Source organism: Actinokineospora auranticolor (assembly GCF_002934265.1).
GTDB lineage: Bacteria > Actinomycetota > Actinomycetes > Mycobacteriales > Pseudonocardiaceae > Actinokineospora > Actinokineospora auranticolor.
Genome location: NZ_PTIX01000005.1, coordinates 89,124 through 112,768 on the forward strand (window position 1 = coordinate 89,124; position 23,645 = coordinate 112,768).

Annotated in this window: 21 protein-coding genes; 19 read left to right on the forward strand and 2 right to left on the reverse strand. The window is 73.2% G+C overall.

Annotation, left to right across the window (positions count from 1 at the left end; translation table 11 throughout):
- Nucleotides 1–140: 140 nt before the first annotated feature.
- The 13 genes from CLV40_RS11375 (at nt 141) to CLV40_RS11435 (ending at nt 13,742) form a co-directional block, all read left to right on the forward strand.
- On the forward strand, nt 141–1,526 hold the full coding sequence (locus tag CLV40_RS11375) for a condensation domain-containing protein (RefSeq protein ID WP_104478857.1): 1,386 nt from the start codon (nt 141–143) through the stop codon (nt 1,524–1,526).
- Nucleotides 1,523–2,455 carry a 3-oxoacyl-[acyl-carrier-protein] synthase III C-terminal domain-containing protein gene (locus tag CLV40_RS11380; RefSeq protein WP_104478858.1) on the forward strand — a complete coding sequence of 311 codons (933 nt, stop codon included), beginning with the start codon at nt 1,523–1,525 and terminating at the stop codon, nt 2,453–2,455. The genes CLV40_RS11375 and CLV40_RS11380 overlap by 4 nt, the downstream gene beginning before the upstream one ends.
- A gap of 24 nt (nt 2,456–2,479) precedes the next feature.
- The gene (locus tag CLV40_RS11385; RefSeq protein WP_245931226.1) at nt 2,480–2,794 is read left to right on the forward strand and encodes a phosphopantetheine-binding protein; all 315 of its coding nucleotides are present in this window, start codon (nt 2,480–2,482) and stop codon (nt 2,792–2,794) included.
- Nucleotides 2,794–3,648, forward strand: coding sequence for a 2-hydroxy-acid oxidase (locus CLV40_RS11390; protein WP_104478859.1), 855 nt, complete (start codon nt 2,794–2,796; stop codon nt 3,646–3,648). The genes CLV40_RS11385 and CLV40_RS11390 overlap by 1 nt, the downstream gene beginning before the upstream one ends.
- Complete coding sequence (locus tag CLV40_RS11395) at nt 3,645–4,310, forward strand: 4'-phosphopantetheinyl transferase family protein (RefSeq protein WP_104478860.1); 666 nt, start codon at nt 3,645–3,647, stop codon at nt 4,308–4,310. Before CLV40_RS11390 ends, CLV40_RS11395 begins: the two co-directional genes overlap by 4 nt.
- Complete coding sequence (locus tag CLV40_RS11400) at nt 4,304–5,188, forward strand: class-II aminoacyl-tRNA synthetase family protein (RefSeq protein WP_104478861.1); 885 nt, start codon at nt 4,304–4,306, stop codon at nt 5,186–5,188. The genes CLV40_RS11395 and CLV40_RS11400 overlap by 7 nt, the downstream gene beginning before the upstream one ends.
- Nucleotides 5,181–6,149, forward strand: coding sequence for a thiamine pyrophosphate-dependent dehydrogenase E1 component subunit alpha (locus CLV40_RS11405; RefSeq protein WP_245931227.1), 969 nt, complete (start codon nt 5,181–5,183; stop codon nt 6,147–6,149). Before CLV40_RS11400 ends, CLV40_RS11405 begins: the two co-directional genes overlap by 8 nt.
- Nucleotides 6,150–6,203: 54 nt before the next feature.
- Nucleotides 6,204–7,181, forward strand: coding sequence for an alpha-ketoacid dehydrogenase subunit beta (locus CLV40_RS11410; RefSeq protein ID WP_104478863.1), 978 nt, complete (start codon nt 6,204–6,206; stop codon nt 7,179–7,181).
- 14 nt (nt 7,182–7,195) lie between these two features.
- Nucleotides 7,196–8,590: a condensation domain-containing protein gene (locus CLV40_RS11415; protein WP_245931247.1), complete on the forward strand. Its 1,395-nt coding sequence runs from the start codon at nt 7,196–7,198 to the stop codon at nt 8,588–8,590.
- A 117-nt stretch (nt 8,591–8,707) separates the two neighbouring features.
- Nucleotides 8,708–10,543, forward strand: coding sequence for an FAD/NAD(P)-binding protein (locus CLV40_RS11420; RefSeq protein WP_104478865.1), 1,836 nt, complete (start codon nt 8,708–8,710; stop codon nt 10,541–10,543).
- A 125-nt stretch (nt 10,544–10,668) separates the two neighbouring features.
- Nucleotides 10,669–11,202, forward strand: coding sequence for a hypothetical protein (locus CLV40_RS11425; RefSeq protein ID WP_104478866.1), 534 nt, complete (start codon nt 10,669–10,671; stop codon nt 11,200–11,202).
- 169 nt (nt 11,203–11,371) lie between these two features.
- On the forward strand, nt 11,372–12,694 hold the full coding sequence (locus tag CLV40_RS11430; protein ID WP_104478867.1) for a class-II fumarase/aspartase family protein: 1,323 nt from the start codon (nt 11,372–11,374) through the stop codon (nt 12,692–12,694).
- A 109-nt stretch (nt 12,695–12,803) separates the two neighbouring features.
- Nucleotides 12,804–13,742 carry a M48 family metalloprotease gene (locus CLV40_RS11435; RefSeq protein ID WP_104478868.1) on the forward strand — a complete coding sequence of 313 codons (939 nt, stop codon included), beginning with the start codon at nt 12,804–12,806 and terminating at the stop codon, nt 13,740–13,742.
- Between the two features lie 15 nt (nt 13,743–13,757).
- Here CLV40_RS11435 and CLV40_RS11440 read toward each other — a convergent pair whose 3' ends face one another.
- Complete coding sequence (locus CLV40_RS11440) at nt 13,758–13,997, reverse strand: hypothetical protein (protein WP_104478869.1); 240 nt, start codon at nt 13,995–13,997, stop codon at nt 13,758–13,760.
- Nucleotides 13,998–14,142: 145 nt separating this feature from the next.
- Between CLV40_RS11440 and CLV40_RS11445 the strand changes: the two genes are divergently transcribed.
- Nucleotides 14,143–15,159, forward strand: coding sequence for a hypothetical protein (locus CLV40_RS11445; protein WP_104478870.1), 1,017 nt, complete (start codon nt 14,143–14,145; stop codon nt 15,157–15,159).
- Here CLV40_RS11445 and CLV40_RS11450 read toward each other — a convergent pair whose 3' ends face one another.
- Nucleotides 15,160–15,945 (reverse strand): pentapeptide repeat-containing protein, encoded by a 786-nt coding sequence (locus CLV40_RS11450; protein WP_104478871.1) that lies wholly within the window; start codon nt 15,943–15,945, stop codon nt 15,160–15,162. It lies immediately after the preceding gene.
- 225 nt (nt 15,946–16,170) lie between these two features.
- Here CLV40_RS11450 and CLV40_RS11455 point away from each other — a divergent pair, with 225 nt between their 5' ends.
- The 5 genes from CLV40_RS11455 to CLV40_RS11475 all read left to right on the forward strand — a co-directional run bounded on the left by CLV40_RS11455 (nt 16,171) and on the right by CLV40_RS11475 (nt 23,645).
- Nucleotides 16,171–17,844, forward strand: a complete 1,674-nt coding sequence (locus CLV40_RS11455) for a condensation domain-containing protein (RefSeq protein ID WP_104478872.1) — start codon at nt 16,171–16,173, stop codon at nt 17,842–17,844.
- 83 nt (nt 17,845–17,927) lie between these two features.
- A complete protein-coding gene (locus tag CLV40_RS40255; RefSeq protein ID WP_104478873.1) occupies nt 17,928–20,567 on the forward strand; it encodes a LuxR family transcriptional regulator in 2,640 nt (879 codons plus the stop codon).
- 14 nt (nt 20,568–20,581) lie between these two features.
- Entirely contained in the window at nt 20,582–21,613 is a 1,032-nt protein-coding gene (locus CLV40_RS11465) for a sugar ABC transporter substrate-binding protein (RefSeq protein ID WP_104478874.1), read from the forward strand.
- An 86-nt stretch (nt 21,614–21,699) separates the two neighbouring features.
- Nucleotides 21,700–22,983 (forward strand): MFS transporter, encoded by a 1,284-nt coding sequence (locus CLV40_RS11470; protein WP_104478875.1) that lies wholly within the window; start codon nt 21,700–21,702, stop codon nt 22,981–22,983.
- Nucleotides 22,984–22,985: 2 nt separating this feature from the next.
- Complete coding sequence (locus CLV40_RS11475; RefSeq protein WP_104478876.1) at nt 22,986–23,645, forward strand: response regulator transcription factor; 660 nt, start codon at nt 22,986–22,988, stop codon at nt 23,643–23,645.

Sequence of the window (23,645 nt, forward strand, 5' to 3'; positions counted from 1 at the left end):
ACGACCGTCACGACAAATCTGTGCACCGTCCCGGTGAGACCGAACGCCGCACTAATGGGTCGGCGAGTGGAGTATTGACACATTCCCGGGCGTCAACCAACAATGCCTCCCACAGCACACAGGGCGGGGAGTGGCAAGCGATGACGGACACGATCCTCGTCGATTTCCGCGGTACCGGATCCGGGACCGGAGAACTGACCTGGGGGCAGCGCACCGTCTGGCGGGTGGTGGCCAAGACCGGCCGCGCCGAGACCATGGGCGGGATCGTGGCGCTGCCGCCGGGGAGCACGGCGGGTGACGCGGTCACCGTGCTGCGCTACGTGATGGGCAGGCACCAGTCGCTGCGCACCAGGCTCAGCTTCGACGCCGCCGACGGCGGACCGCGCCAGCGGGTGTCGGAGTCCGGCCAGATCGCCCTGGAGGTGGTCGAGGCCGGGGCCGAGGACCCGGCGGCGGTCGCGGACCGGGTGAAGAAGGCTTATGAGGACAAGGATTTCGACCACGAGCACGAGTGGCCCGTGCGGATGGCGGTCGTGGTGACCGGCAGCGCCGACGGGGTCGCGGTCGCCGACCGGCGGGCCACCCACTCCGTCGCGGTCTACAACCACCTCAACATCGACGCGCACGGCCTGGAGGCGCTGGTCGCCGACCTGTCCACGATGGACCCGGCGACCGGCGAGCCGACCGCCGAGCTGACCGCGACCCAGCCGCTGGAGCTGGCCGCGCAGCAGCGGCAGCCCGCGGTGCTCCGCAACAGCGACGCCGCGCTGCGCTACTGGGAGCGGGTGCTGCGCACCGTCTCGGCCAAGCGGGTCGACGGGACCGCGGACGAGACGCGGTCGCCGCGCTGGGGCGAGGTCGAGTTCACCTCGCCCGCGAGCCTGCTGGCCACCCGCGCCGTCGCCGCGCGCATCGGCACCGACACCTCGCCCGTGCTGCTGGCCGCCTACGCCACCGCGCTGGCCCGCACCATCGGCAACAACCCGGTGGCCGTGCAGATCGCGGTGAACAACCGGTTCCGCCAGTCGCTGCTCGGGTCCGTGTGCACCATGGCCCAGACCTGCCCGCTGCTGCTCGACGTCGCGGGCGCGACCTTCGACGAGGCCGTGCACCGCGCCCGGCAGGCCACCATGGTCACCTACAAGTACGCCTACCACGACCCCGAGCGCCGCGCGGCCATGGTCGCCGCCGTCGCCGAGGACCTCGGTGGTCCGGTCGAGATGGACACCTACTTCAACGACCGCCGCCCGCCCGCGCGCGAGGAGCGCGCGATCGTCGCCCCGTCCGCCGCGGAGATCGAGGCGGCGGTCGGGCGCGGCGGCCACGAGTGGGTGCGGTGGGACGACGTGGACGGCGCGCTGCTGTACCTCGACGTCGACGACGTGCCGGACGCCATCCGCTTCACCCTCACCGGCGACACCCACCGCGCGTCCCCCGACGAACTCGTCGGCCTGCTCCGGGAGATCGAGACCGTGCTGGTGGCCGCCGCGCTGGACCCGGGGGCGTCGACGGGCGTGCCGTCGTGACCGCGATCGAGGAGGTCTCGGCCTACCTGCCACCCGACCGGCGCGCGCTGGAGGAGTTGGCCGACTGGCTGGGGCTGACCGAGCGGCAGGTGCGGCTGTTCCGCCGCTTCCACGGGCTCTCCGAGGTCTGCTACGACCAGGACGGCACCCTGCTGGACCTGCTCCTGGCGGCCACCGGCGGCCTGGAGACCCTGCGCGGCAACGAACACCGCGTGCGGTACGTCGTGTACGCGCGAGGTATGCCCGCCGCGGTGCCGTACCCGCACAACCCGCTGCGCGAGCTGTGCGTCAAGCTGGGCTTGGACCACGCGCTGTCGTTCACCGTGACCCACCAGGCGTGCGCCACGGGGTTGCTCGCGTTCGACGTCGCGGGCAGGCTGCTGGCGGGCGACCCGGATCCGGACGCGCTGGCGCTGGTGGTGTCCGGGGAGAAGACCTTCACCCCGGACGCGCGGCTGGTCCCCGAGACCGCGATCTTCGGCGAGGGCGCCGCCGCCGTGCTGGTGAGCGCGAACGGGTCGTCGGACCGGTTGCTCTCCTACACCACCAGCATCCGCGGCGACTTCGACGGCAGGCTGATCATCGACCAGGCATTGGCCGCGCGGTTCCAGTACGAGTACCCGGCGCTGCTGTCCGAGGTGCTGCTGGCCGCCGTCGACCAGGCCGGGGTGGCGCTGGACGACATCGCGCTCCTGGTGCCGCACAACGTGAACGCCGTGTCGTGGCGGCGGGTGTGCAAGCGCATCGGCTACCCGGTGGAGCGCGTGGTGCTCGACAACGTGCCGCTCACCGGCCACAGCTTCGCCGCCGACCCGTTCCTCAACTACCGCACCGCGCTCGACACCGGACGGCTGAGACCGGGGGACCGGTACCTGGTCGGCGCCGCCGGGTTGGGCGCCACGTTCTCCGCGATGGTCTTCGAGCACTAGCGTTTTACGGAAGGGGTGGGTCCCGTGGGACCTGTCGGATCTGTCGAGGCCAAGTCAGTCGAGCTGACGGACGAGCAGGCCGAGCTGCGCGACCGGGTCACCGAGAGCATGGCGGACCTGCTGCCCCGCGTGCTCAAGCGGGAGGTGACCGAGTTGTCGGCGGGCACCAAGCTGTTCACCGAGCTCGGCCTCAGCTCCGCCAGCACGCTGGAGCTGCTGCTGGAGCTGGAGGACGAGCTCGAGATCCAGATCGACGTCGAGGAGATCGACCAGGGCGACCTGGAGACCGTCGGCACCCTCGCCGCGTACATCGCCACGCACACCGTCGCGGACGAGTGATGTTCGCGTCCGGCCCACCGGGCACCGATCCGTTGCCGCCCTTGCGGTTGAGCGCGGTTGTGGCGCAGGTCTTCGACGAGACCTCGCCGACGGCGCTGGACCCGGCGCTGCGCCCGTTCCTCGCCGACCTCGTCCGCCCGTACGGCAACGACCTGCGGGACGACCTGCTGACCGCGGGCGTCGGCCACTCCTTCGGCGAGATGGCCGAGGTGCTGCTGCCTGCGGTCGTCGGCCCGGACGAGCAGGTCGACCTGCTGGTCATGGCGTTCGCGATGCACGACCTGCGGCTCGGGCGGGCGACCGCCGCCTACCTGAGCGACCGCTGCCCGGGCAAGCCGATGGCGTTCGCGGTGTGCGACCAGGGCAGCGGCGCGGCCTTCACCGCGCTGCGGCTCGCCGAGTCGTACCTGGGCCCCGGCGCGTGCCGCCGGGCGCTGGTGTTCGTCGTGGAGCAGTCGGCCCTGCACTACACGCAGCTCGAACCCGCGCCGGTCCCGGACCGGCACACCGGTGTCGCGCTGCGGCTGGAGACCGACGGGAGTCCCGTGGTCGGCAAGCAGCACACGGGGGTCGACGCCCGCCGGGTCGGCGGGTTGTTCGCCGCCGAGGTCGCGCGGCTCGCGGCGGGGCAGGTGGACGCCACGGTCATCGCGTCGGCCCGGCTCGCCGAGGCGGCGCCCGGCCAGGCCGACGTCGTGGCGGACGCCGGGCAGCCGTACACCGGGGTGTGGTGGGAGCTCACGCGCCTGCCGCGCGAAGGTCTGGTCGTGCTCGGGGACTACGAGCCGTCGCTGGGCCTGTTGTGTCTTTCCACAGTGGACTACACTGTGGCGAGGGTCGCGGTGCCGGGATGAGCGACACCGTCCGGGTGTGGCTCATCGACACGGCCATGCCCACCACGCTGCTCAACCGGCTCGACAGCCTGCTGGACCGGGCCGAACGCGGCCGCGCCGACGAGATGGACACCGCGCGGCGCCGCGAGTTCGTCATCGCGCACGGTGTGGCGCGCGTGCTCACCGGGCGGGAACTCGGCATCGCGCCGGACCGCGTGCGGTGGGAGATCGGTGAACACGGCAAGCCCGAGGTCGACGGCCTGCGGGTGAGCATGTCCCGGTCGCGCGGACTCGCGCTGTTCGCCCACACCGCGTCCCGCGCCGTCGGCGTCGACCTGGAACGCGTCGGCGACGGGCTCGACTTCGCGCGCGCGGCCGCGCGCTACTACCCCGAGGCGGAGGCCCGGCACGTCGCCGAGTGCCCGCCGGGGGAGCGCCCGGCGCGGTTCACCGGGCTGCTGACCCGCAAGGAAGCGTGCGTGAAGGCGGCGGGCGGGCGGCTGTTCCCCGGTCTGCGGCTGCCCGTGCACGCCCGCGCGGTGGTCCACCAGGCCGACGGACCGTACCGGGTGCGGGACCTGCCCGCGCCCGCGGGCTACGCGGCGGCCGTCGCGCTCGCGGGGACCGATGACTACCGGGTGCGCGAGCACCGCTGGCCGTTGGAGGGAGTTGCGCCATGGTGAACCTCGGTGATACCGACCTGCCGCTCGACACCGGTGTGCCGGGGGTGTTCCTGTCCCCGCCCGGGTTCGAGCGGGTGGTCGACCTGCTGCGCGCGGGTGTCGCGGCGCTGGCCGCCGACGAACCGTTCCAGCGGCTGATCATCCCGCCGGTGATCTCGCGGGCCACCATCGAGAGGGCCGGGTACGTGCAGGCGTTCCCGAACCTGCTCGGCACCGTCCACGGCTACGGCGGCACGCCGAGCGGGTGGTCGCGGCTCAAGCCGTTGGTGGAGCAGGGGGGCGAGTGGTACGCGCAGCAGCAGATCGGTGATCTGGTGCTGCTGCCCGCCGCGTGCTACCCCGTGTACGCCACCATCGCCGGGCAGACGCTCGACGACGCGGCGAAGGTGACCGTGGAGGCGTCGTGCTTCCGGCAGGAGGCCACCAGCGAACCGGGGCGGCTGCGGTCCTTCCGGATGCTGGAGCTGGTCACCGTGGCCACCGAGGAGCACTGCCTGAAGTGGCGGGCGGCCCGGCTGGAGCAGGTCGAGGGCTGGTTCACCGACCTGGGCCTCGACGTGTCGGTGGAGATCGCCGACGACCCGTTCTTCGGCGCGGGCCGCAAGGTATACCAGGCCGCGCAGCGGATGCAGGAGCTCAAGTGGGAGCTGCGGGTGCCGGTCACGGACGGCACCGTGCAGGCGGTCGCCTCGGCGAACTACCACAAGGAGCACTTCGGCGACATCTTCGGCATCACCGCCGGTGGGGAGCCCGCGCACACGTCATGTGTCGCGTTCGGACTGGAGCGGTTGGCGTTCGCGCTGATCGCTCGGCACGGCAAGGATTCCACTCAGTGGCCTGCCGAGGTCTTGGCGGCGCTGGGCGGTGGTCATGCCTGACAGCCTGGCCCTGTACCGGATGATCCGGTACATCCGGCGGTTCGAGGAGCGGTCGCTCGACCTGGTCCGCGCCGGGGAGATCGTCAGCGGCATGCACGCGTGCATCGGCCAGGAGGCCGTGTCCGCCGGGGCTTGCGCGACGCTCGAACCCGATGACATCGTCTTGTCGAGCCACCGCGGACACGGGCACCTGCTCGCCAAGGGCTGCGACCCGAAGCGGGTGCTGGCCGAGATGGCGGGCAAGGTGACCGGCATCGACAAGGGGCGCGGCGGGTCCTTCCACCCGTCCGACTTCACCGCCGGGGTCTACAACGCCACCGGCACCGTCGGCCACGGCGCGGGCATCGCGGCCGGGATCGCCTGGGCCGCGAAGAGAGCGGGCGAGCCCACGGTCGTGCTGAGCTTCTTCGGCGACGGCGCGGTCACCCAGGGCGCGCTGCTCGAGGGCTTCAACCTGGCCGGGTTGTGGCAGCTGCCGGTTGTGTATATCTGTGAAAACAACCGTTATGCCACAACCCTTCCCGTGGACACCGCGGTGTCCGGTACGATCACCGGGAGAGGTGAGGCGTTCGGGATACCGTCTTCCTCAGTGGACGGACAGGACGCGGAAACCGTGTACGCGGCGGTGTCCGAGGCCGTGGACCGGGCCCGCTCCGGCGGCGGGCCGTCGCTGCTGGAGATGCGCACCTACCGCTACCACGGCCACCACACGTTCGAGCTGAAGACGCGCCTGAAGTACCGGGAGCAGTCGGAGATCGACGAGTGGAAGGCCCGCGACCCGCTGGACATCCAGGCGGCGCGGGTTCCCGAGGCCGATCGGCTGCGGGTCGACGCGGAGATCGAGGCCGAGCTGGACGAGGTCGTCCGGTTCGCGCTGGAGAGCCCGCGGCCCGACCCGGCCGACGCCATGGACCACATGTACGCGGACGGCTTCCGCCCGCGCGCCGGTGTGTCCCTCTAGGACTTGCGACTACCAGGGCTTGTGCTGTGCCGCCGAAAACCGAGAGGAGGAGGGATGCCCAAGCTGTCGTACCTCAAGGCGCTCAACCGCGCGCTGGGCGACGAGATGGACCGCGACGAGTCGGTCTTCGTGCTCGGTGAGGACATGAACTTCGCGCTCACCAACGTCACCGCGGGCTTCCTGGACCGCTTCGGCCCCGACCGGGTCGTCGAGGTCCCGCTCACCGAGCAGGGCTTCACCAACTTCGCCACCGGCGCCGCGATGGCCGGTCGGCGGCCGGTGGTGGAGTTCCAGATCCCGTTCCTCCTGCTGCTGGTGTTCGAGCAGATCACCAACCAGGCCAACAAGTTCCTGCTGATGAGCGGCGGCCAGCGCAGCGTCCCGGTCACGTACCTGATGCCCGCCGCGGGCTGGCGGGCCGGGTGGGGCGCGCAGCACTCCGACCAGCCGTACAGCCTGTTCGCGCACATGGGCGTCAAGACCGTGCTCCCGGCGACGCCGACCGACGCGTACGGCCTGCTCACCACCGCCATCCGCGACGACGACCCGGTCGTCTTCTTCGGACCGCTGGCGGCGCTGCCCGTCCGCGAGGACGTCGACTACGCCGACCTGGGCCCGATCCCCCTGGGCAAGGGCCGCGTGCACCGAGCGGGCACCGATGTGACCGTTGTCGCGTTAGGACACCTGGTGCACGAAGCGCTCGCCGTGGCGGAGGAACTGGCCGACGAGGCGTCCATCGAGGTGTGGGACCCGAGGTCGGTCTACCCGTTCGACTGGGCGGGCCTGGCCGAGTCGGTCGCCCGCACGGGGCGGCTCGTGGTGTTCGACGACTCCAACCGCGCCTGCGGCATGGGCGCGGAGGTCCTCGCCACCGCCGCCGAGGAGATGCGGCTGACCGCCCCGCCCAAGCGGGTCACCCGACCCGACGGCGCCATCGTCGGCGCGGTCCCCGAACTCGACGTCGCCCTGCAACCCGACCGCGCCCAGCTGGCCGAGGCCATCCGGGCCGTCCTGAAGAGCCCAGGGTGGTGATGTGGTTGTCGGAGGTGGAGCGCGTCCCCGTTCCCTTCCACGGCGCGGGTGCCGGCACGGAACCGCTGACCTGGGGCCAGATCGGCATCTGGCAGGCCATCGAGCGCTCGGGGGAGTCCCGCACCATGGGCGGCCGCATCGCCCTGCCGCCCGGGTACACCGTGGCGGCGGCGGCCGAGGTGCTGGCCGCGGTGGTCGGCAGGCACCAGGCCCTGCGCACCCGGCTCGTGCTGACCGACGGCAGGCCGCTGCAACGGGTGTCGGAGTCCGGCGAGGTCGTCCTGGAGATCGTCGACGCGGGCACGGCCGACGCGGCCGCGGTCGCGGCGGACACCCAGGAGCGGTACTCGTCGGTCCCGTTCGACTACGAGCGCGAGTGGCCGGTGCGCATGGGGCTGGTCCGCAAGGACGGCGCCCTCACGCACATGGTCGCGGTCTACCTGCACCTGTCCATGGACGCCGGTGGGCTGGAGGTGCTGATCGGCGAACTCGGCGTCGACCCGTCGACGCTGCCGCCGGTCACCGCCGTGCAGCCGCTGGAGCAGGCGCGGCGCCAGGCCGAGCCCGCCGCGCTGCGCCAGTCCGCGAACGCGTTGAAGTACCTCGAACAGGTGTTGCGCACCGTCTCGGTGGACCGGTTCCGGCCGGTCCGGTACTCCGACGAGCCCGAGTTCCGGATGATCCGCTTCCGCTCGCCCGCCACCCGGCTGGCCGTGGACGCGATCGCTCGGCGCGCGGGGGTGAGCACGTCGCCGGTGCTGCTGGCGTGCTTCGCGGTCGCCCTGGCCCGGGCCGGGGCGGCCAACCCCGTGCTGGCGATGCTGATGGTGAGCAACCGGTTCCGGCCGGGGTTCGCGGACTCGGTCAGCACGATCGTGCAGATCAGCCCCTACCTGATCGACGTAGCCGACATCACCCTCGGTGAGGCGGTCGCCCGCGCCGCGCGCAGCACCATGAACGCCTACAAGCACGCCTACTACGACCCCGACGCGCAGGACGAGGTCGTGGACCGGGTCTTCGCCGAACGCGGCGAGGCCGTCGACTTCTCGTGCTTCTACAACGACCGCCGCAAGTCCGACCGCGCGCCGAGCGAGGGCGACGACCCTTCCGCGGCCGAGCTGGCGGACGCGGCGGCCCGCGCGGAGGCGCACTGGGAGGACGAGCCGGGGATGCCCCGGCAGAAGCTGTACCTGCACGTCGACGACCCCGAGGGGGCGATCGAGTTCACCATGTCGGTGGACACCCGCTACTTCACCGCCGAGGGGACCGAAGCCGTCATACGCGGCGTCGAGACCGTCGCGGTGCGCGCCGCCCTCGACCCCGACACGCCCACCGGCGTGGGGAACGAGGCCAGGGTCCCGGCAACAGTCGGCGTCCGGGCGGAGACTGGCGAGGGAGGTGCCCCATGATCGAGATCAAGTGACCCCCCCACGCGCGGTGAAGTCCGCGCGCAGCTGAACACCGACGCGCGGGGGCGTGCCGCGAGGGCCGCCCCCGCGCGTCGACGACCGACGAGGTGCGACCGCATGCCCGTTCCCACCCCGCCCCGCCGGATCTGCGTGGTCGGCGCGGGCCCCCGCGGCCTGAGCGTCGTGGAACGCCTGTGCGCCAACGCCGTCGAGCCGCTGCACGTCCACTTGGTCGACCCGCACGCGGGCTCGGGTGGTCGCGTGTGGTCGGTGCGGCAGCCGCCGTCGCTGCTGATGAACACCGTCGCCTCCCAGGTCTCGATGTTCACCGACCCGAGCGTGGACTGCGCGGGCCCGATCGTGCCCGGCCCGAGCCTGTACGAGTGGGCGCGGGAGGTGACCGAACCCGCGTGGGTGGTGGCCGAGGCCCGGTCGCTGACGCCGAACACGTACCCGACGCGGGCTTTCTACGGGCACTACCTCGACTGGGTGCTGGCCCGGGTCTGCCGGTCGGCACCGGTGTTCCTGCACCGGCGCACGGCGGTCGCGCTGGACGAGTCGCCGGACGGTTCGCAGGTCGTCACGCTCGACGACGGGACCGTGCTGGACGGGCTGGCGGCGGTGGTGCTGGCGCAGGGGCACGTGGAGATGCCGGTGCTCGGGGACCTCGCGGAGTTCGCCGAGGAGCGCGGGCTCGGGTACTGGCCGCCCGCGAACCCGGCGGAAGTCGACCTGTCGCCGATCATGCCGGGTGAGCCGATCGCGGTGCGCGGCATGGGTTTGGCGTTCTTCGACCACCTCGCGTTGTTGACGACCGACCGGGGCGGGCAGTTCAAGGAACGGTCGGACGGGTCGTTGGCGTACGTGCCGTCGGGGCGGGAGCCGTTGATCATCGCCGGTTCCCGTCGGGGGGTGCCGTACCACGCTCGGGGGGAGAACGAGAAGGGGGTGTACGGTCGCCACGAGCCGGTTTTCCTGACGCCGTCGGTGATCGCGTCGCTGCGGGCTCGTTCAGGAGTGTCCTTTCGGGACGATATCTGGCCGCTGGTGGCGCGTGAGGTGGAGTTGGTCTACTACCGGACGCTGCTGGGGGAGCGCGGGGCGGAGTTCGAGGCCCGGTTCCTGGCGGGTGAGCCGGACCTGCCCGCGCGTTTCGGCGTCGCCCCTTGGGATTGGGAGCGGATCGCGTATCCGCACGAGGGGCGCCGGTTCGCTTCCGTCGCCGAGTTCTCGTCGTGGCTCTTGCGGTTGTTGCGTGATGACGTGGACGCGGCTTTGGGCGGTAATGTCAGCGATCCGGTGAAGGCCGCCCTGGATGTGCTGCGGGACCTGCGCAACGAGATCCGGCTGGCCGTGGACCACGGGGGTGTCACGGGTTCGTCGTACCGCGCGGACCTGGACCGCTGGTACACGCCGTTGAACGCGTACCTGTCGATCGGCCCGCCTGCCCGCCGGGTCGCGGAGCTGGTGGCGTTGATCGAGGCCGACGTCGTGCGGGTCGTGGGGCCGGGGATGCGGGTGGACCGGGGGGAGCGGGGTTTCCTGGTCAGCTCCCCGGTGGTGGCGGGCTCGGGGGTGTGGGTCAGCACCCTCGTCGAGGCTCGGGTGCCGGAGGTCGACATCCGCACGACCACGGACCCGCTGATCTCCTACCTGCGGGACCGGGGCGAGTGCGCTCCCTATCGGATGCCGGACCCGAGCGGCGCCGTCGAAACCGGCGGCTTGGCTGTTACGGAACGGCCCTACCACCTGATCGACGCCGGCGGAAACCCCCACCGGCGACGCTTCGCCTATGGCGTGCCGACCGAGTCGGTGCACTGGGTCACGGCGGCGGGCATCCGCCCGGGCGTCAACTCGGTCATCCTCGCCGACGCGGACGCGATCGCCCGCGCGGCCCTCGCGGTGGAGGCGGTGGCCTGCTTGCCCGCCGAGGCGGTCGCGCGCCCGGCTTGACCGGGGGCCGGAGGCATGTGCCAGTTCTCGCGCGAGATCGGCTCCTGCTCGTTCCCGACTCGCTCGTTCGACTGACCGGAGTCCGGGGTGTTGTGCGCGCTCCGCACCCGGGCCAAGATCGACCGGTGGGGTGGAGCGAGTGGGACGCGCTGGGATCGGTACTGGGCGGGGTGTTCAGTGGGCTGGCCTTCGCCGCCACGCTGTTCCTGCTGGTCCGGGAGGTGCGGATCCGCAGGCGAACGGACCTGGACGAGCAGGCGCGGCAGGCGCGCCCCGTGGTGGCGGCGGTCGAGCAGGAGTCGTACCCGCTGGCGGCGGCGTTCCGGACGATGGACCTCACCGTCGCGGTCCGCAACTACAGCGAACTGCCGGTGTTCAACCTCGTCGTGCGGCTTGAGGAGTTCGGCTCGGGGCAGGACGGCTTCGAGGTCGTGCGCCCCGGTGAGCAGGTGACGGCCGAATTGCGGCTGAACCGCAAGGAGGGTGTCCCGAACACCTTCTCCAGCCGCACTACCGGGCCCACGCTGTACTTCATGGACGCCAACGGCAGGCACTGGGTGCGCAGGGGGCTCGGCGCACCCGACCGTGTGCTGGTTGACGCGGTTTCGGCCGCGCGGCCCTTGACACGGTTCCGGCCCGAGGACCTCCAGCCGGAATGACCCCGTTTGATCGGGAGCGTCCGGTATGGCCGACAGGGCGCTCCCTGGCCGAGGTTGAATGCCAGGGCGCGCACTCCGGTCGTCTCCGCGAGGTAGTTCCCGCCCTTGCCCGTGCCTCCCGCCCGACCGATAGGCTCGGCGCACCTGGAGCCGAGTGGCGGGAGTGGTTGTGGCGGGTGTGGACAGCGGGCTGCTTTCCCCGGTCTGGGCGGGCACCGACGTCGTCGACCTGGTCAGCGACGAGGCCTGGGTCGCGGGCATGGTGGAGGTCGAGGTCGCCCTTGCCCGCGCCCAGGCCGACCTCGGCGTCATCCCACGAGAAGCGGCCGACGCCATCGCGGGGGCCGTCCCGGACATCGATGTCGTCGACCTGGCCGTCAAGTCGCGGGGTGGGGCCAACCCGATCGTCGCCTTCGTCACCGCCTTCACCGCCCGCGTCCCCCCGAGCGCCGCCGAATACGTGCACCGGGGCAGCACCAGCCAGGACATCCTCGACTCCGCCGCCATGCTCCTGGTCTCCCGCGCCCTCACCGTCGTCACCCGCGACCTCCACCGCGTCGCCACGGCGCTGGCGAACCTCGCCGACGCGCACCGCGGGTCCGTCATGGCGGGCCGCACCCTCACCCAGCACGCCGTCCCCGTCACGTTCGGGCTCAAGGCCGCGGGCTGGCTCTCCCTCACCCTCGACGCCGTCGACCGCGTCCGCGCCGTCGTCCTCCCCGCCCAGCTCGGTGGCGCGGCGGGCACCCTGGCGTCCTATGTGGAGTATTCCGGCGATCCCGACCACGGCCCCGCCCTCATCACCGCTTTCGCCCGCCACCTGGGCCTCGTCGAGCCCACCGTGCCCTGGCACGCGCTGCGCACCCCGTACGCCGACATCGCCGCCGCCGCCTCCGTCGTGACCGGTGCGCTGGGCAAGCTCGCCCTCGACGTCCAGGGCATGTCCCGCACCGAGGTCGGCGAGGTCGTCGAGCCCAGTGCCGAGGGGCGCGGTGTGTCGTCGGCCATGCCGCAGAAGCGCAACCCCGTGCTCGCCACGCTGATCACCGCCGCCGCCCGGCAGGTCCCGGTGTACGCGACCGTCCTGGCCCAGTCGATGATCGCCGAGGACGAGCGCGCGCCCGGGGCGTGGCACGCCGAGTGGCAGCCGCTGCGGGAGATCCTGCGGCTCGTCGGGGGCGCTGCCGCTACCGCGGCCGAGTTGGCGGAGGGGTTGGAGGTGTTCCCGGAGCGGTTGCGGGCGAACCTGGCGCTGACCGGCGGCACCATCGTCTCCGAGCGGCTGAACGTGGCGCTGGCACCGCTGCTGGGCAAGGTCGAGGCCAAGAAGCTGCTCACCCGCCTCTCCCGCGAACCCGACTTCTCCGCCGCCCTGCGCGCCGCCCCCGAACTGGCCGCGGTCGACGTCGACGCCCTCCTCGACCCGGCGGGCTACCTCGGTGCCAACGACGCCCTCATCGACCGCGCCCTCGCCCGTTTTCGGCGGACCTGAGGGAAATCGGGCGTGAGAACCGTCGCGTTCGGATCGCGCCCGGCCGCGCTTACCCTGGGACGCGCCGAGGCGCGAGCACCTTTCGGCTGGTCGAGCCGAGGGGAACGCGATGCTGTGGTCGACGTGGGTGTTGTGCGGTGTGAGCGTCTTCGTCGTGCCGCTGCTGATGCTGGGCGCCCTCCGCCTGGCGCGCCCGCGCCTCCGGCCCGATCTGGCCATCCGCTGGCTCGCCCGCGCCGGTGACGCCCTCTGCCTGTCCGCCATCGTGGCCCTCGGGGTCGCCGCGGCCCGCGGGCTGGCGGCGGTCCCGGAGGTGGCCCAGTGGGGCGGCTGGGACGGCCCCGAGTACGGCGCGCCGAGCCTGGTGTTCTTCGCGACGCTGTTCCTCGTCTTCTGGTTCCTGGTCGTGCTCGCCGTCCGGGCGGGCGCGGCCGCGGTCTGGCAGGAGACCATGGAGTACATGCGGTCCGAGCTGACCAAGCTGCCGCACCTCGACGGCCGCCTCGAACACCTCGCCGACGGCTCGCCGATCGAGGTGCACGTGTTCGACGAACCGCGCCACGGCATGCTGCTGGAGGCCCTGTCGCCGCCGCGGCTCCTGGTCACCTCGGGTGCGCTGGCCAGGCTGGACGAGAGCCACTACCGCGCGGCCCTGGCCCAGACGCACGCCCAGTTGCACGACCACCTCGTGTACCTGCCCCGGGTCATGGCCGTCGCCCGGTCCTTCCCGCTGCTGCGCCCGCTGCGCGACCACATGCTGTACCACTGCGCGCGGGCGGCCGACGAGGTCGGCGCGGCCGTCGTCGGCGACCGCGCCCGCTACGCCAACACCCTGGAAGCGGCGACGGACCCGGACGCCTACGTGCTGTTCTTCGAGCACGAGGAACTGAAGCTCCCGGTCGACCGGTGGCGCGCGGCGGCCCTGCGCGACGCCCCCGCCGCCCCCACCGGGCGCTGGCCCGTCCTCGTGCTCGCCGCGCTGGCCGCGGTGAGCGTCGCGGCCACCGCCCTCGCCGTCGCGAACACGGCCGTGTTCCTGCTGTCTTGAGCGAACCGCGACCGGTCAGCCGGTCCGGGGAAGCAGGAAGGCGACCGACGGGCCGACCTGGGCACCGGGTCGTCCCCAGGAGACGGGCATGGTGGCGGTGATCGCCGGCCGGGCCCGCGACGGGCGGATCAGCCGCGCGACGCCTGCCCGGTTGTGCGCCTGCGCGTTCGCCGCCCCGGGCCCGACCGCGGTGACCAGCAGGGACGTGGCCCACAGGTCCGCCACCGGAGCGGCGATCACCGCAGGCTCGGCCACCAACTCGACCGCGCCGGCATCGCCGAACAGTCCTGGACCCCGAGGCGCACCCGTCGTCGGGGAAGGGCCACCCGATCAGTTCGGGTCGGGCGCGTTGTGCCGGATGGACTGTGCCCGGGCGGGCGGCGACTGTACGGTGCGCCACATGTCGGATGCACCTCGTCCACCACGGGAGCCGTGGCCGCACGGACCGGACGGGCCCCGCCACGGGGACCCGAACCAGCGGCCGCGGTACCAGCCGGACCAGCACCAGCCGGACCAGTACCGGCCCGACCCGTACCAGTCGGACCCGTACCAGCGGGAGCAGTACCCGCCGGACCCGTACCAGCGCCGCGACGGTCAGGGCGGCTACGACCAGGGCGGCTACCACCAGCCGCGGTCCACATCCGACCCGTACGCGAGACCCGCCGAGCCGCGGCACCAGGGCGGGTACCCCGGTCAGCCGCGCCCGCCACAATCCGCGCCCCGGCCGCCGGAGTCGCGTCCGGCGCCCGAGCGGCACCGGCCCGAGGCGCCCGTCCGGTCCGGCGGCGGCTTCCGGATCCCCGGTCTCGGCGTGGTCCTGGCCATCGTCGGCGCGCTGGTGCAGCTGCTGAGCCTCACGGTGCTGCCGTGGATGGCGCAGGGCGGCGACCCGGCCTCGCTGGTCAGCCTCTGGAAGAACCTGTCCGACGGCCAGGCCAGGGGCTTCGGCGACTGGTACGTGCTGATCTTCAGCTACCCGCTGGTCATCCTCGGCGTGCTGCTGGCCTTCTCGGCGGTCCTGGAGTCCGTCGCGATGAAGGTCATCTGGGCGGGACTGGCCATCCTCGGCGTCGGCTACCTGCTGCTGCGCTACGGCATCGCCCCGGTCACCGGCCTCTTCGGCGTCGAGAAGGACTTCACCACCCGCGACGTGGTCGTGGCGGTGGCCGCGGTCGCGGCGACCGTGGTGGTCGTCTTCGTGCTCAAGAGCGCGGTCACCATGTTCCGCCGGGTGGCCGGGCTCGTGCTGCTCGCGCTGTCCGGTGTGCACGTCGGCGCGCTGGCCGACCTGGCCAACAGCGACGGCCTCACCGGACTCGGCGACCTCGGTATCGGCGCGTTCGGACCGGTCGTGGGCTACGTGCTGATCGGCATCGCCGCGCTGGTCGGTCCGCGCCGGTTCGTCCCCGGGGCCTGATCAGCGCCAGTGGGCCGGGCGCCGCCGCCCCCGGGGCAGGCGGGTGCCCGGCCCGCCGCGCGCCGAGTCCACTTGGGACTGGGTGAGGAACAGCGCGGTGGACAGGTCGGCGCCGGTGAGGTCGGCGGTGCGCAGGTCGGCCCCGGTGACGTCGGCCAGCCGCAGGTCCGCGCCGCGCAGGTCGGCGCCGAGCAGCAGCGCGCCGCGCAGGCTCGCGCCCCGCAGGTCGCGGTCGCGCAGCGCGGCGCCGACGAGGTCGGCGCCCCGGTGGTCGCGGCGCCCGCGGACCCCGGCGCGGGCCAGTTCGCTCGCCCGCTGGAGCAGCGGGTTCGCCGCCTGCCGGTGGGCGAACGCGTCGACGGCGGCCACCTCGTCGACCGTCCCCTCCGTGGCCGCGCGGACGCGGGCGGTGACCGCGGCCAGGTCGGCGCGCAGCGGTGCCGACGAGGGCAGGCGCGCGGCCTCGGTGAGGTACCAGAGCAGCTCGTGCAGGTCGCGCATCACCGGGAACACCTCGGCCGCGCGCGGTGACGGCGTCCCGCCGAGCGTCACCTGGGACACCTGTTGGCCGGCGCCGAAGCAGTCGTAGACGGCGCAGCCGACGAACCCGCGCGCCCGCAGGTCCGAGTGGACGCCGCAGCGGTGGTCGGCGAGGAGGTTCGGGCACGCCCGTCCGGCGGGCTTGTCGATCGGGAAGTCGGCCGACCGCGCGAACGCCGGAACCACGCAGCAGAGCGCGAAGCACGCCCCGCAGTCGGCCCGCAAACCGACGCCGTCCGCGTCCACCCGTCCACCCCTCCGTCGACCGAACCCGCGCACGGCACGTGACCCCTCGGGTACGCACGCGGACGATCCACCCTACGCCGGGGACTTGTGGCCCTGGACAACGGCTCCACCGCGGTCCGGGTGCCCTGGGGCCGTCCGCGATTGAGGGGTTTTCCCCCATGTTCCCCGCCTGCCCGCTGCCTAGGGTCCAACCGAGATCATCGCCGGGGTCGAGGAGTCAGCGCCATGTCGCCAGCCAGTGCCGTGCCGAGGGAGTCCGGGGTCGAGCCGGAACCACTGTCCACACTGCCGGTGCGCTTCCGCGGCACCCGCTCCGGCAGCGGGCCGGTGACCCTCGGGCAGCGCAACGTGCTGCGCTGGTTCGGTTCCGACGGCGACCGCTCCGACGTGCTGCCGATCTTCGTGGAGATGGGCGCCGGGCACACGCTCGCCGAGCTGATCTGCGCGCTCGGCGTGCTGGTGGCCCGGCACGAGGCGTTGCGCACCCGGTTCCGCGCCGATGGGCCGGATGGTCCAGTCCAATACGTGCTGGCCGACGGCGAGCTGGACATGCGGATGCACGAGATCGTCGGCGACCCCATCCGGTTCATCGGTGAGCTGGTGTGGCGCGAGGTCGCGGTGCCCTTCGACCTCGTCGACGGGTTCCCGCTGCGCGTGCTGGCGATCACCGAGCACGGCGCGCCGGTCGTGGTGGTGCTGCTGTTCTGCCACGTCGCGGTGGACGCGGCGGGCGCGGCCATCGTCGGCGAGCAGCTGCGCGCGCTGCTGGCCGGGCGCGACGACCTCGCCGAGGAGCGCGGGCACCAGCCGCTGGACCAGGCCGAGTGGGAGCGGTCCGACGTGGGCAGGCGGCGGACCAAGTCCGCGCTGCGCTACTGGGACACGCGGTTGCGCCAGGTGCCGCAGGCGATGTGCGCCTTCCCGCCGCACCCCGACGGCGTGCCCGGACAGGTGGAGCGGCGCATGGTGTCCTCGGCGGTGGCCGCCGCGCTGCGCGCCATCGCGGGCCGCACCGGTGCCAGCCACTCGACGGTCGTGCTGGCCGCCGCGGCGGTGTTCCTCGGCGCGCACACCGCGACCCCGGCGGGCGCCATGATCTCGATCTGCGGCAACCGGTTCCGCTCCGCGTGGCGGGAGTACGTCGGCCCGCTGGCCCAGGACGCGCTGGTGCCGTTCACCCTCGCCGACGACGCGCTGTTCGACGACGTCGTCCGGCAGGTGCAGGCCACCACGATCAACGCCTACCGCTACGCCCAGTTCGACTCCGTGCAGCTGTGGGAGGTCATCGACGCCGTCGGCCGCGAGCGCGGCACCCACTTCCACCGCGACGCCGTGTTCAACGACCTCGGCGCGGCGGGCGCCTCGGCGGCGGAGAACGCGCCGGAGGACCCGGTGGCCGCGCTCGCGGACACCCGGTTGGAGCCGATGCCCGACCGGTCGCTGCCCACCGCGTTCCTGCTCACCCTCGGTGGCGTCACCGACACCGAGGCGGACCTGCGCCTGCACACCGACACCACCCGGTTCCCGGACGTCGACGGCGTGCTGCTGGCCGTCGAGCGGCTGCTGGTCACCGCGGCCGTCGGGGACGTGCGGATGCGGGACGTGCCCGACCTGACCCGGATCGCGCCGGTCGCGCGCGGCGAGGGGTGGCGCGTGGTGGACTCGTCCTGGGTGGACGTCGCCGCCGTCGAGGGGGTGTTCGCGGACCTGGGTCTGCCCGCCGAGGTGACGGTCGACGGCGACCGGATCACGGCCGTCGTCACCGCCGGGCTCACGCCCGAGCAGCTGCACGCGGCGGTGCTGGAAAAGCTGCCGGGGCGTCCTTCCGCGATGGCCCCGCACCGCTATGTGGTCCACGCCGCCGAGCGGTCCACACCGGTCGAGGGCGCGGGCCGCTGACGCTTCCCCCGGTTTACCGGTAACCTGTCCCGGACAATCGCGCAGGCGATTTCCGCCTTGGTACCGCGAAGCTGGGGGTCCGGATGGGAGAACCCGCCCGCAACCGCCGCGAGCAGGGGTTTTCCGCGCTGGACGCGCTGGTCGACGGCCGACGGCAGGTGCTGGAGGTGGTCGGCGAGGCCGGGATCGGGAAAACCCGGCTGCTCGCCGAACTGACCGATCTGGCCGATTCACGCGGTGTTCGGGTGCGCTTTCCCCGGTCGTCTCGACAATTCAACGATCGGATCACCGACCGTCGGCCGACCGTCCTATTGGTCGACGACGCGCACGAGGTCCGGGTGCTGGACGAGGTGTTGCGGACGCCGCCGGTCGACCCGGTGCTGCTCGTCGTCGCGCACCGCGCCGACCACGCCTGGCTGCCCGCCGCGCTGGCCCGCACGCCGTGGCCGGTGACCCGGGTGGCCCTGGGGCCGCCGGACCCGGCGGCGGTGCTGCCCGACCTGCCACCCGCCGAACGCGCGCGACTGGTGGCGGTGACCGGCGGGAATCCCCGGTACCTGCGGGCACTGGCCGGGGTCGACCCGGCGGTGGTGGACACCCTGTCCGACCCCCGTCGGATCGGCGAGGCCCCGCTCCCGGACGGCGTGCTGGCGGTGGCGGGCCAGGGCCTGCGCGGACTCGACGGCGTGCCGCGCGAGGTCGCGTACGCCGTCGCGGCGGCGGACGACCCGGCCGACCTGGGGCTGGTGGCGCACATCGCCGGGCTGCCGGAGCCCGATGTGCTGCGCGCCCTCGACGACCTGACGGTGTGCGGCCTGGTGTCGGCCCGCGGCTCGCGGGTGGCGTTCCGGCACCCCCTGGTCCGGGCGGCGGCGTACCAGGCGGCGGGATTCGCCTGGCGCGCGCGGGCCCACCGGCGGGCCTGGGAGTACCTGCGGACCCGCGACGCGCCACTGCCCCTCCGCGCCCTGCACGCCGCCCGCATAGCGGGCTACGGCGACACCGAACCCGCGAGAACCCTGGCGGCGGGCGCCGCGGCGGTCGTCGACACCGCTCCCGCGACCGCGGCGGCCTGGCTGGACCGCGCGGTGGAGGTGTTACCGCGCGCCGAGTCGCTCCCGTTGCTGGGCAGGGCGTTGAGCTTGTCGGGGGAGTTGGCCCGGGCACGCGACGTGCTGCACGAGGCGCTGGTCCACAGTGGACCGGACCGGGTGGTGGCGGTCCGCGCGTGCGCCCGAACCGCCCGGCTGCTCGGCCGCTACGCCGAGGCGAAAGCGGTACTGGACCGCGAATCGACCGCCGGCCTGGCCGCCGAACGGGCCACCGTGGCCCTCCTGCTGGGCGACACCACCGAGTGCGCCCGCCTGGCGCGAGCGGCGGTGGCCGAGGGCGACGAGGTGGCGGGCCGAATCCTGGGCGCACTGGGCGCGGTCCGATCGGGGGAACCCCCGGACCTCTCCGCGGAGGTGCGGCTGGTCGACGGGTTGTCCGGCGGGGTTCCCGGACAAGGCACGACCGGCCCTCCCGCCGCGGCGTCGTCGACAGCGGGACCGGATGGCGGATGGGCCGAGCGCTCCGACACGGCCGGTTCCGCCAACCCCGGGGCCGTTCCCCCGGTCGCGGCGGACGTGGCCGGGACCGTGCGGCTCGTGGACGGGCTGCCGGACGCGGCGGTGGGGGATCACCTGTCGGCGTTGGCGTGGCTGGAGTTGGAGCTGGACCGGCCCCTGGAAGCCGCCCGCCACCTGCGGCGGGGACTGGCCTTCGCCCGCGCCACCGGTCGGCGGTCGACCCTGCCCACGCTGCTGTCCGCCGACGCAGCGGTCGCCGTGCGGTTGGGGCAGTTGGACCGGGCCCGTGAGTGCGCCGCCGAGGCCCGGGAAGTCGCGTTGGCGCTGGGTAGTGCCGAGTTGGCCGCGATGGCTTCCGCGGTCGAGCTGGAAGCCGTGCTGTGGCAGGCGGGGCCGGAGGAAGCCCTCGCCGCCGTCCCGGAACCCGCGTCGCCCTGGCTGGTCGAGCGCGTCGGGCTCACCGTCGCCGACTGCCACCTGGCCGCGGGCGAGTACGAGCGCTGCGCCGACCACGTGCGTGCCGCCGTGGGGGAGGACTTCGCGGGCGCCAGTGGCCGCGAACGACCGCGGTGGCGGGCCGCGCTCGCCGTCGCGCTGGCGGGCCTCGACCGCTGCGACGAGGCCATGGCCCTGGCCGACGCCGCCGTCGCCGCCGCGCCCCGATCCGCGTACGCGCACCTGGCCCGCGCCCAGGTGCTCGGCAGGCTCGGCCGCGCCGACGAGGCCCGCGCCGAGGCCGTCGCCGCGCTCCGGGCCGGTCCGCTCGACCAGGCCCGCGCCCGGGAGCTGCTGGCCGAACACCTGGCCACCGAAGGGGAACTCACCGCCGCCCGCGCCGAACTCGGCCGCGCCAAGGAGGGGTACGCCGCCACCGCCGCCACCTGGCTCACCACCCGGCTGCGCACCACCGAGACCCGGGTCGGTGCCCGCGCTCCCCGCCCGCGCCGCCCCCACGGCACCGTGGAAGCCCTCTCCGGCCGCGAGTTGGAGATCGCCGAACTCGTCGCCACCGGCCTCACCAACCGCGAAGTCGCCACCCGGTTGGTGTTGAGCCGCAAGACCGTCGAGGGTCACCTCGCCCGCGTCTTCACCAAACTCGGCGTCAAATCCAGACTCGGCGTCGCCCAGCGCTTGGCAGCCCGCTCGACCTGAGCCACCATGTCCGGATGGCACTTCCCGCCAGGCCCCGGGCGAAGCAGGTCTTCCTGCTCCTTTCGGCGTACGAACAGAAGTACTGGCTGCACAGCCTCATCGGGCACCTGGCCGACGAACTCGACCGCGCCAACCTCGACGTGGTCCTGAAGGTGCCGGACCGCGACTACGACTCGCGCACCCTCGTCCGCCACATGCGCGGTCTCCTCCAGCGCCGCGAGGACTTCGTCGGCGGGTTCCTGATGGTGACCGAGGTGGACCGGGTCCGCCGCGAACTGGCCGACTTCTGCCCCTCGGTGCGGGTGCCGGTGGTGTTCCTCGACGTCGAACCGTTCGCCCGAGAGGCGGAATACCCGCCCGGGACGGGTTTCGTGGGCTACCGGGCGGGGGACATCGGCGCGGTCGCGGGCGACTGGCTGGCCGGGTGGTTCCGCCGCGCGGGCACCCGCGAGCCGGTGGTCCAGGTGCTGGCGTCCCGGGAACACGCGGACCGGCAGCGGCGGTTCGCCGAGGTGCTGCGGGAAGCGCTGCCCGGCGCGCGGGTCGCGATCGACGACACGTGCGCGTTCGACCGGGTGCGGGCCATGGACGCCATCCACGACCTCCTGCACGACCGCCCACCCGGCCACGCCGCCCGCCCCGACGCGCTGTTCTGCACCAACGACGAGATGGCCCTCGGCGCCGCGGACGCGTTGCGCGGCAACGGCGCCGCGATCCCGATCCTCGGTGTCGACGGCCTCGCGGACGTGCTGACCGCACTCGACCGCGGCGACTCCCCACTGCGGGCGACGGTCGTCCAGGACACCCGTGCCCTCGCCGCCAACGCGACCGACCTCCTGCACCGCATGCACACCGAGGACCCGTCGCCGCGGCTCTGCTTCCTGGAGCCCCGGATCCACACCGGTCGGGGGCCCGCGGTCCGGCACGCGCCCGGGGCCATCGACATGTCCGTGCACAACGAGCTGCACACCACCGCGCCCTCGACGACCCTCGGCAGCGCCCACAACGTCTGGATCACCAACCAGGCGCCCGGCGAGTTGTCCTAAGGGACTGTTAGGTTCCGCCACCACGCCTTGTGACGTGCCGCTACGGGCCGCACTGTGGTCCCGGTCACCGTTGATCGGGAGGGGTCATGACACTGGTACGGGACACCCGCGAACGGCGGGTCGTGGCGAACATCGCCAAGGGGTCCATCGGGAACCTCATCGAGTGGTACGACTGGTACGCCTACACCGCTTTCTCCCTCTACTTCGCCGCCACCTTCTTCCCCAAGGGCGACCAGACCGCGCAGTGGCTCAACACCGCCGCCGTGTTCGCCGTGGGGTTCCTGATGCGGCCGATCGGCGGGTGGCTGCTGGGGCGCTTCGCCGACCGCTACGGGCGCCGCCGCGCGCTGACGCTGTCGGTCACGCTGATGGCCTTCGGCTCCCTGCTCATCGCGGTCACGCCGGGGTACTCCACGATCGGCGTCGCGGCCCCGGTCCTGCTCGTCGCGGCGCGGCTGCTGCAGGGGCTGTCCGTCGGCGGCGAGTACGCGACCTCCGCGACCTACCTCTCCGAGATGGCCGGGTCCGGGCGGCGCGGCTTCTACTCCAGCTTCCAGTACGTCACCCTCACCGCCGGGCAGCTCGTCGCGCTCGGGTTGCAGATCGTGCTGCAGAACCTGCTCACCCCCGCGCAGATGGACTCCTGGGGCTGGCGGATCGCCTTCGCCGTCGGGGCCTGCGGCGCGCTCGTGGTGATGTACCTGCGGCGCACCATGGACGAGTCGCCCAGCTTCGAGGCGGAGCGGGACAACGAGAGCCGGGGCACCCTGCGCGCGCTGCTCGACCACCCGCGGTCGTGCCTGCTCGTCGTCGGACTCACCCTCGGCGGCACCGTGGCCTTCTACACCTACACCACGTACCTGCAGAAGTTCATGGTGAACACCAGCCACATCCCCAAGGGCACCGTCGCGTGGATCAACTTCCTCGCGCTCGTCGTGTTCGTGGTCCTGCAACCCGTCGCGGGCGCGTTGTCCGACCGGATCGGCCGGCGCCCGCTCCTGCTCGGCTTCGGTGTGCTCGGCGCGCTCCTCACCGTCCCCATCCTCACCGCGCTCTCCGGCACCACGAACCCGGTCTTGGCGTTCCTCCTCATGCTCGGTGCGCTGATCATCGTCACCGGCTACACCTCGATCAACGCGGTGGTGAAGGCCGAGCTCTTCCCCGCCAGGATTCGCGCGCTCGGCGTCGGGTTGCCGTACGCGCTCACCGTGGCGATCTTCGGCGGCACCGCCGAGTACGTTGCGCTGTGGCTCAAGCAGGCGGGCGTCGAATCGCTCTTCTACTACTACGTAGCCGCCTGCGTGCTGATCTCCCTGGTGGTCTACTTCGTCATGGGTGAGACCTCCGAAGACTCCCCGCTGGAGGACTGACGATGCGCGTGCTGCTGGTCGAGGACGACGACGGGGTCGCGGGCGCGGTGGCCGAGGTGCTCACCGCCCACGGCCACCACGTCGACCGGGTCACCCGGGGCGCCGACGCCCTGATCCGCCACCGCGACGCCGATGTCGTGCTCCTCGACCTCGGCCTGCCCGACCTCGACGGGCTCGACGTGCTGCGCAGGCTCCGCAAGCTCGCGCAGACCCCGGTCGTCGTGCTGACCGCGCGGGGCGACGAGCGCACCGTCGTGCGCGGCCTGCGCCTCGGTGCCGACGACTACCTGGTCAAGCCCGTGCGGATGATCGAGCTGCTGGCCCGGGTCGAGGCCGTCACCCGCCGCGCGTTCGCCCCCGCCGCCCAGCGCCCCGGCGTCGTCGAGGTCGCCGACGTGGCCGTCGACCTCGACGCGCGCCTGGTGTCGGTGGCGGGGGAGCCGATCGAGCTGACCAGGATGGAGTTCGAGATCCTGGGCGTGCTGGTGCGGCACGCGGGGGTGGCGGTCAGCAGGCAGCAGCTGTTGGACGAGGTGTGGGGCGACGCCTACCTGGCGGTGTCGCGGTCGCTGGACGTGCACCTGGCCCAGCTGCGCGCCAAGCTGGGCAGGCCGGGCCTGGTGCGCACCATCCGCGGCTTCGGCTTCCGGCTGGGCGGCTGA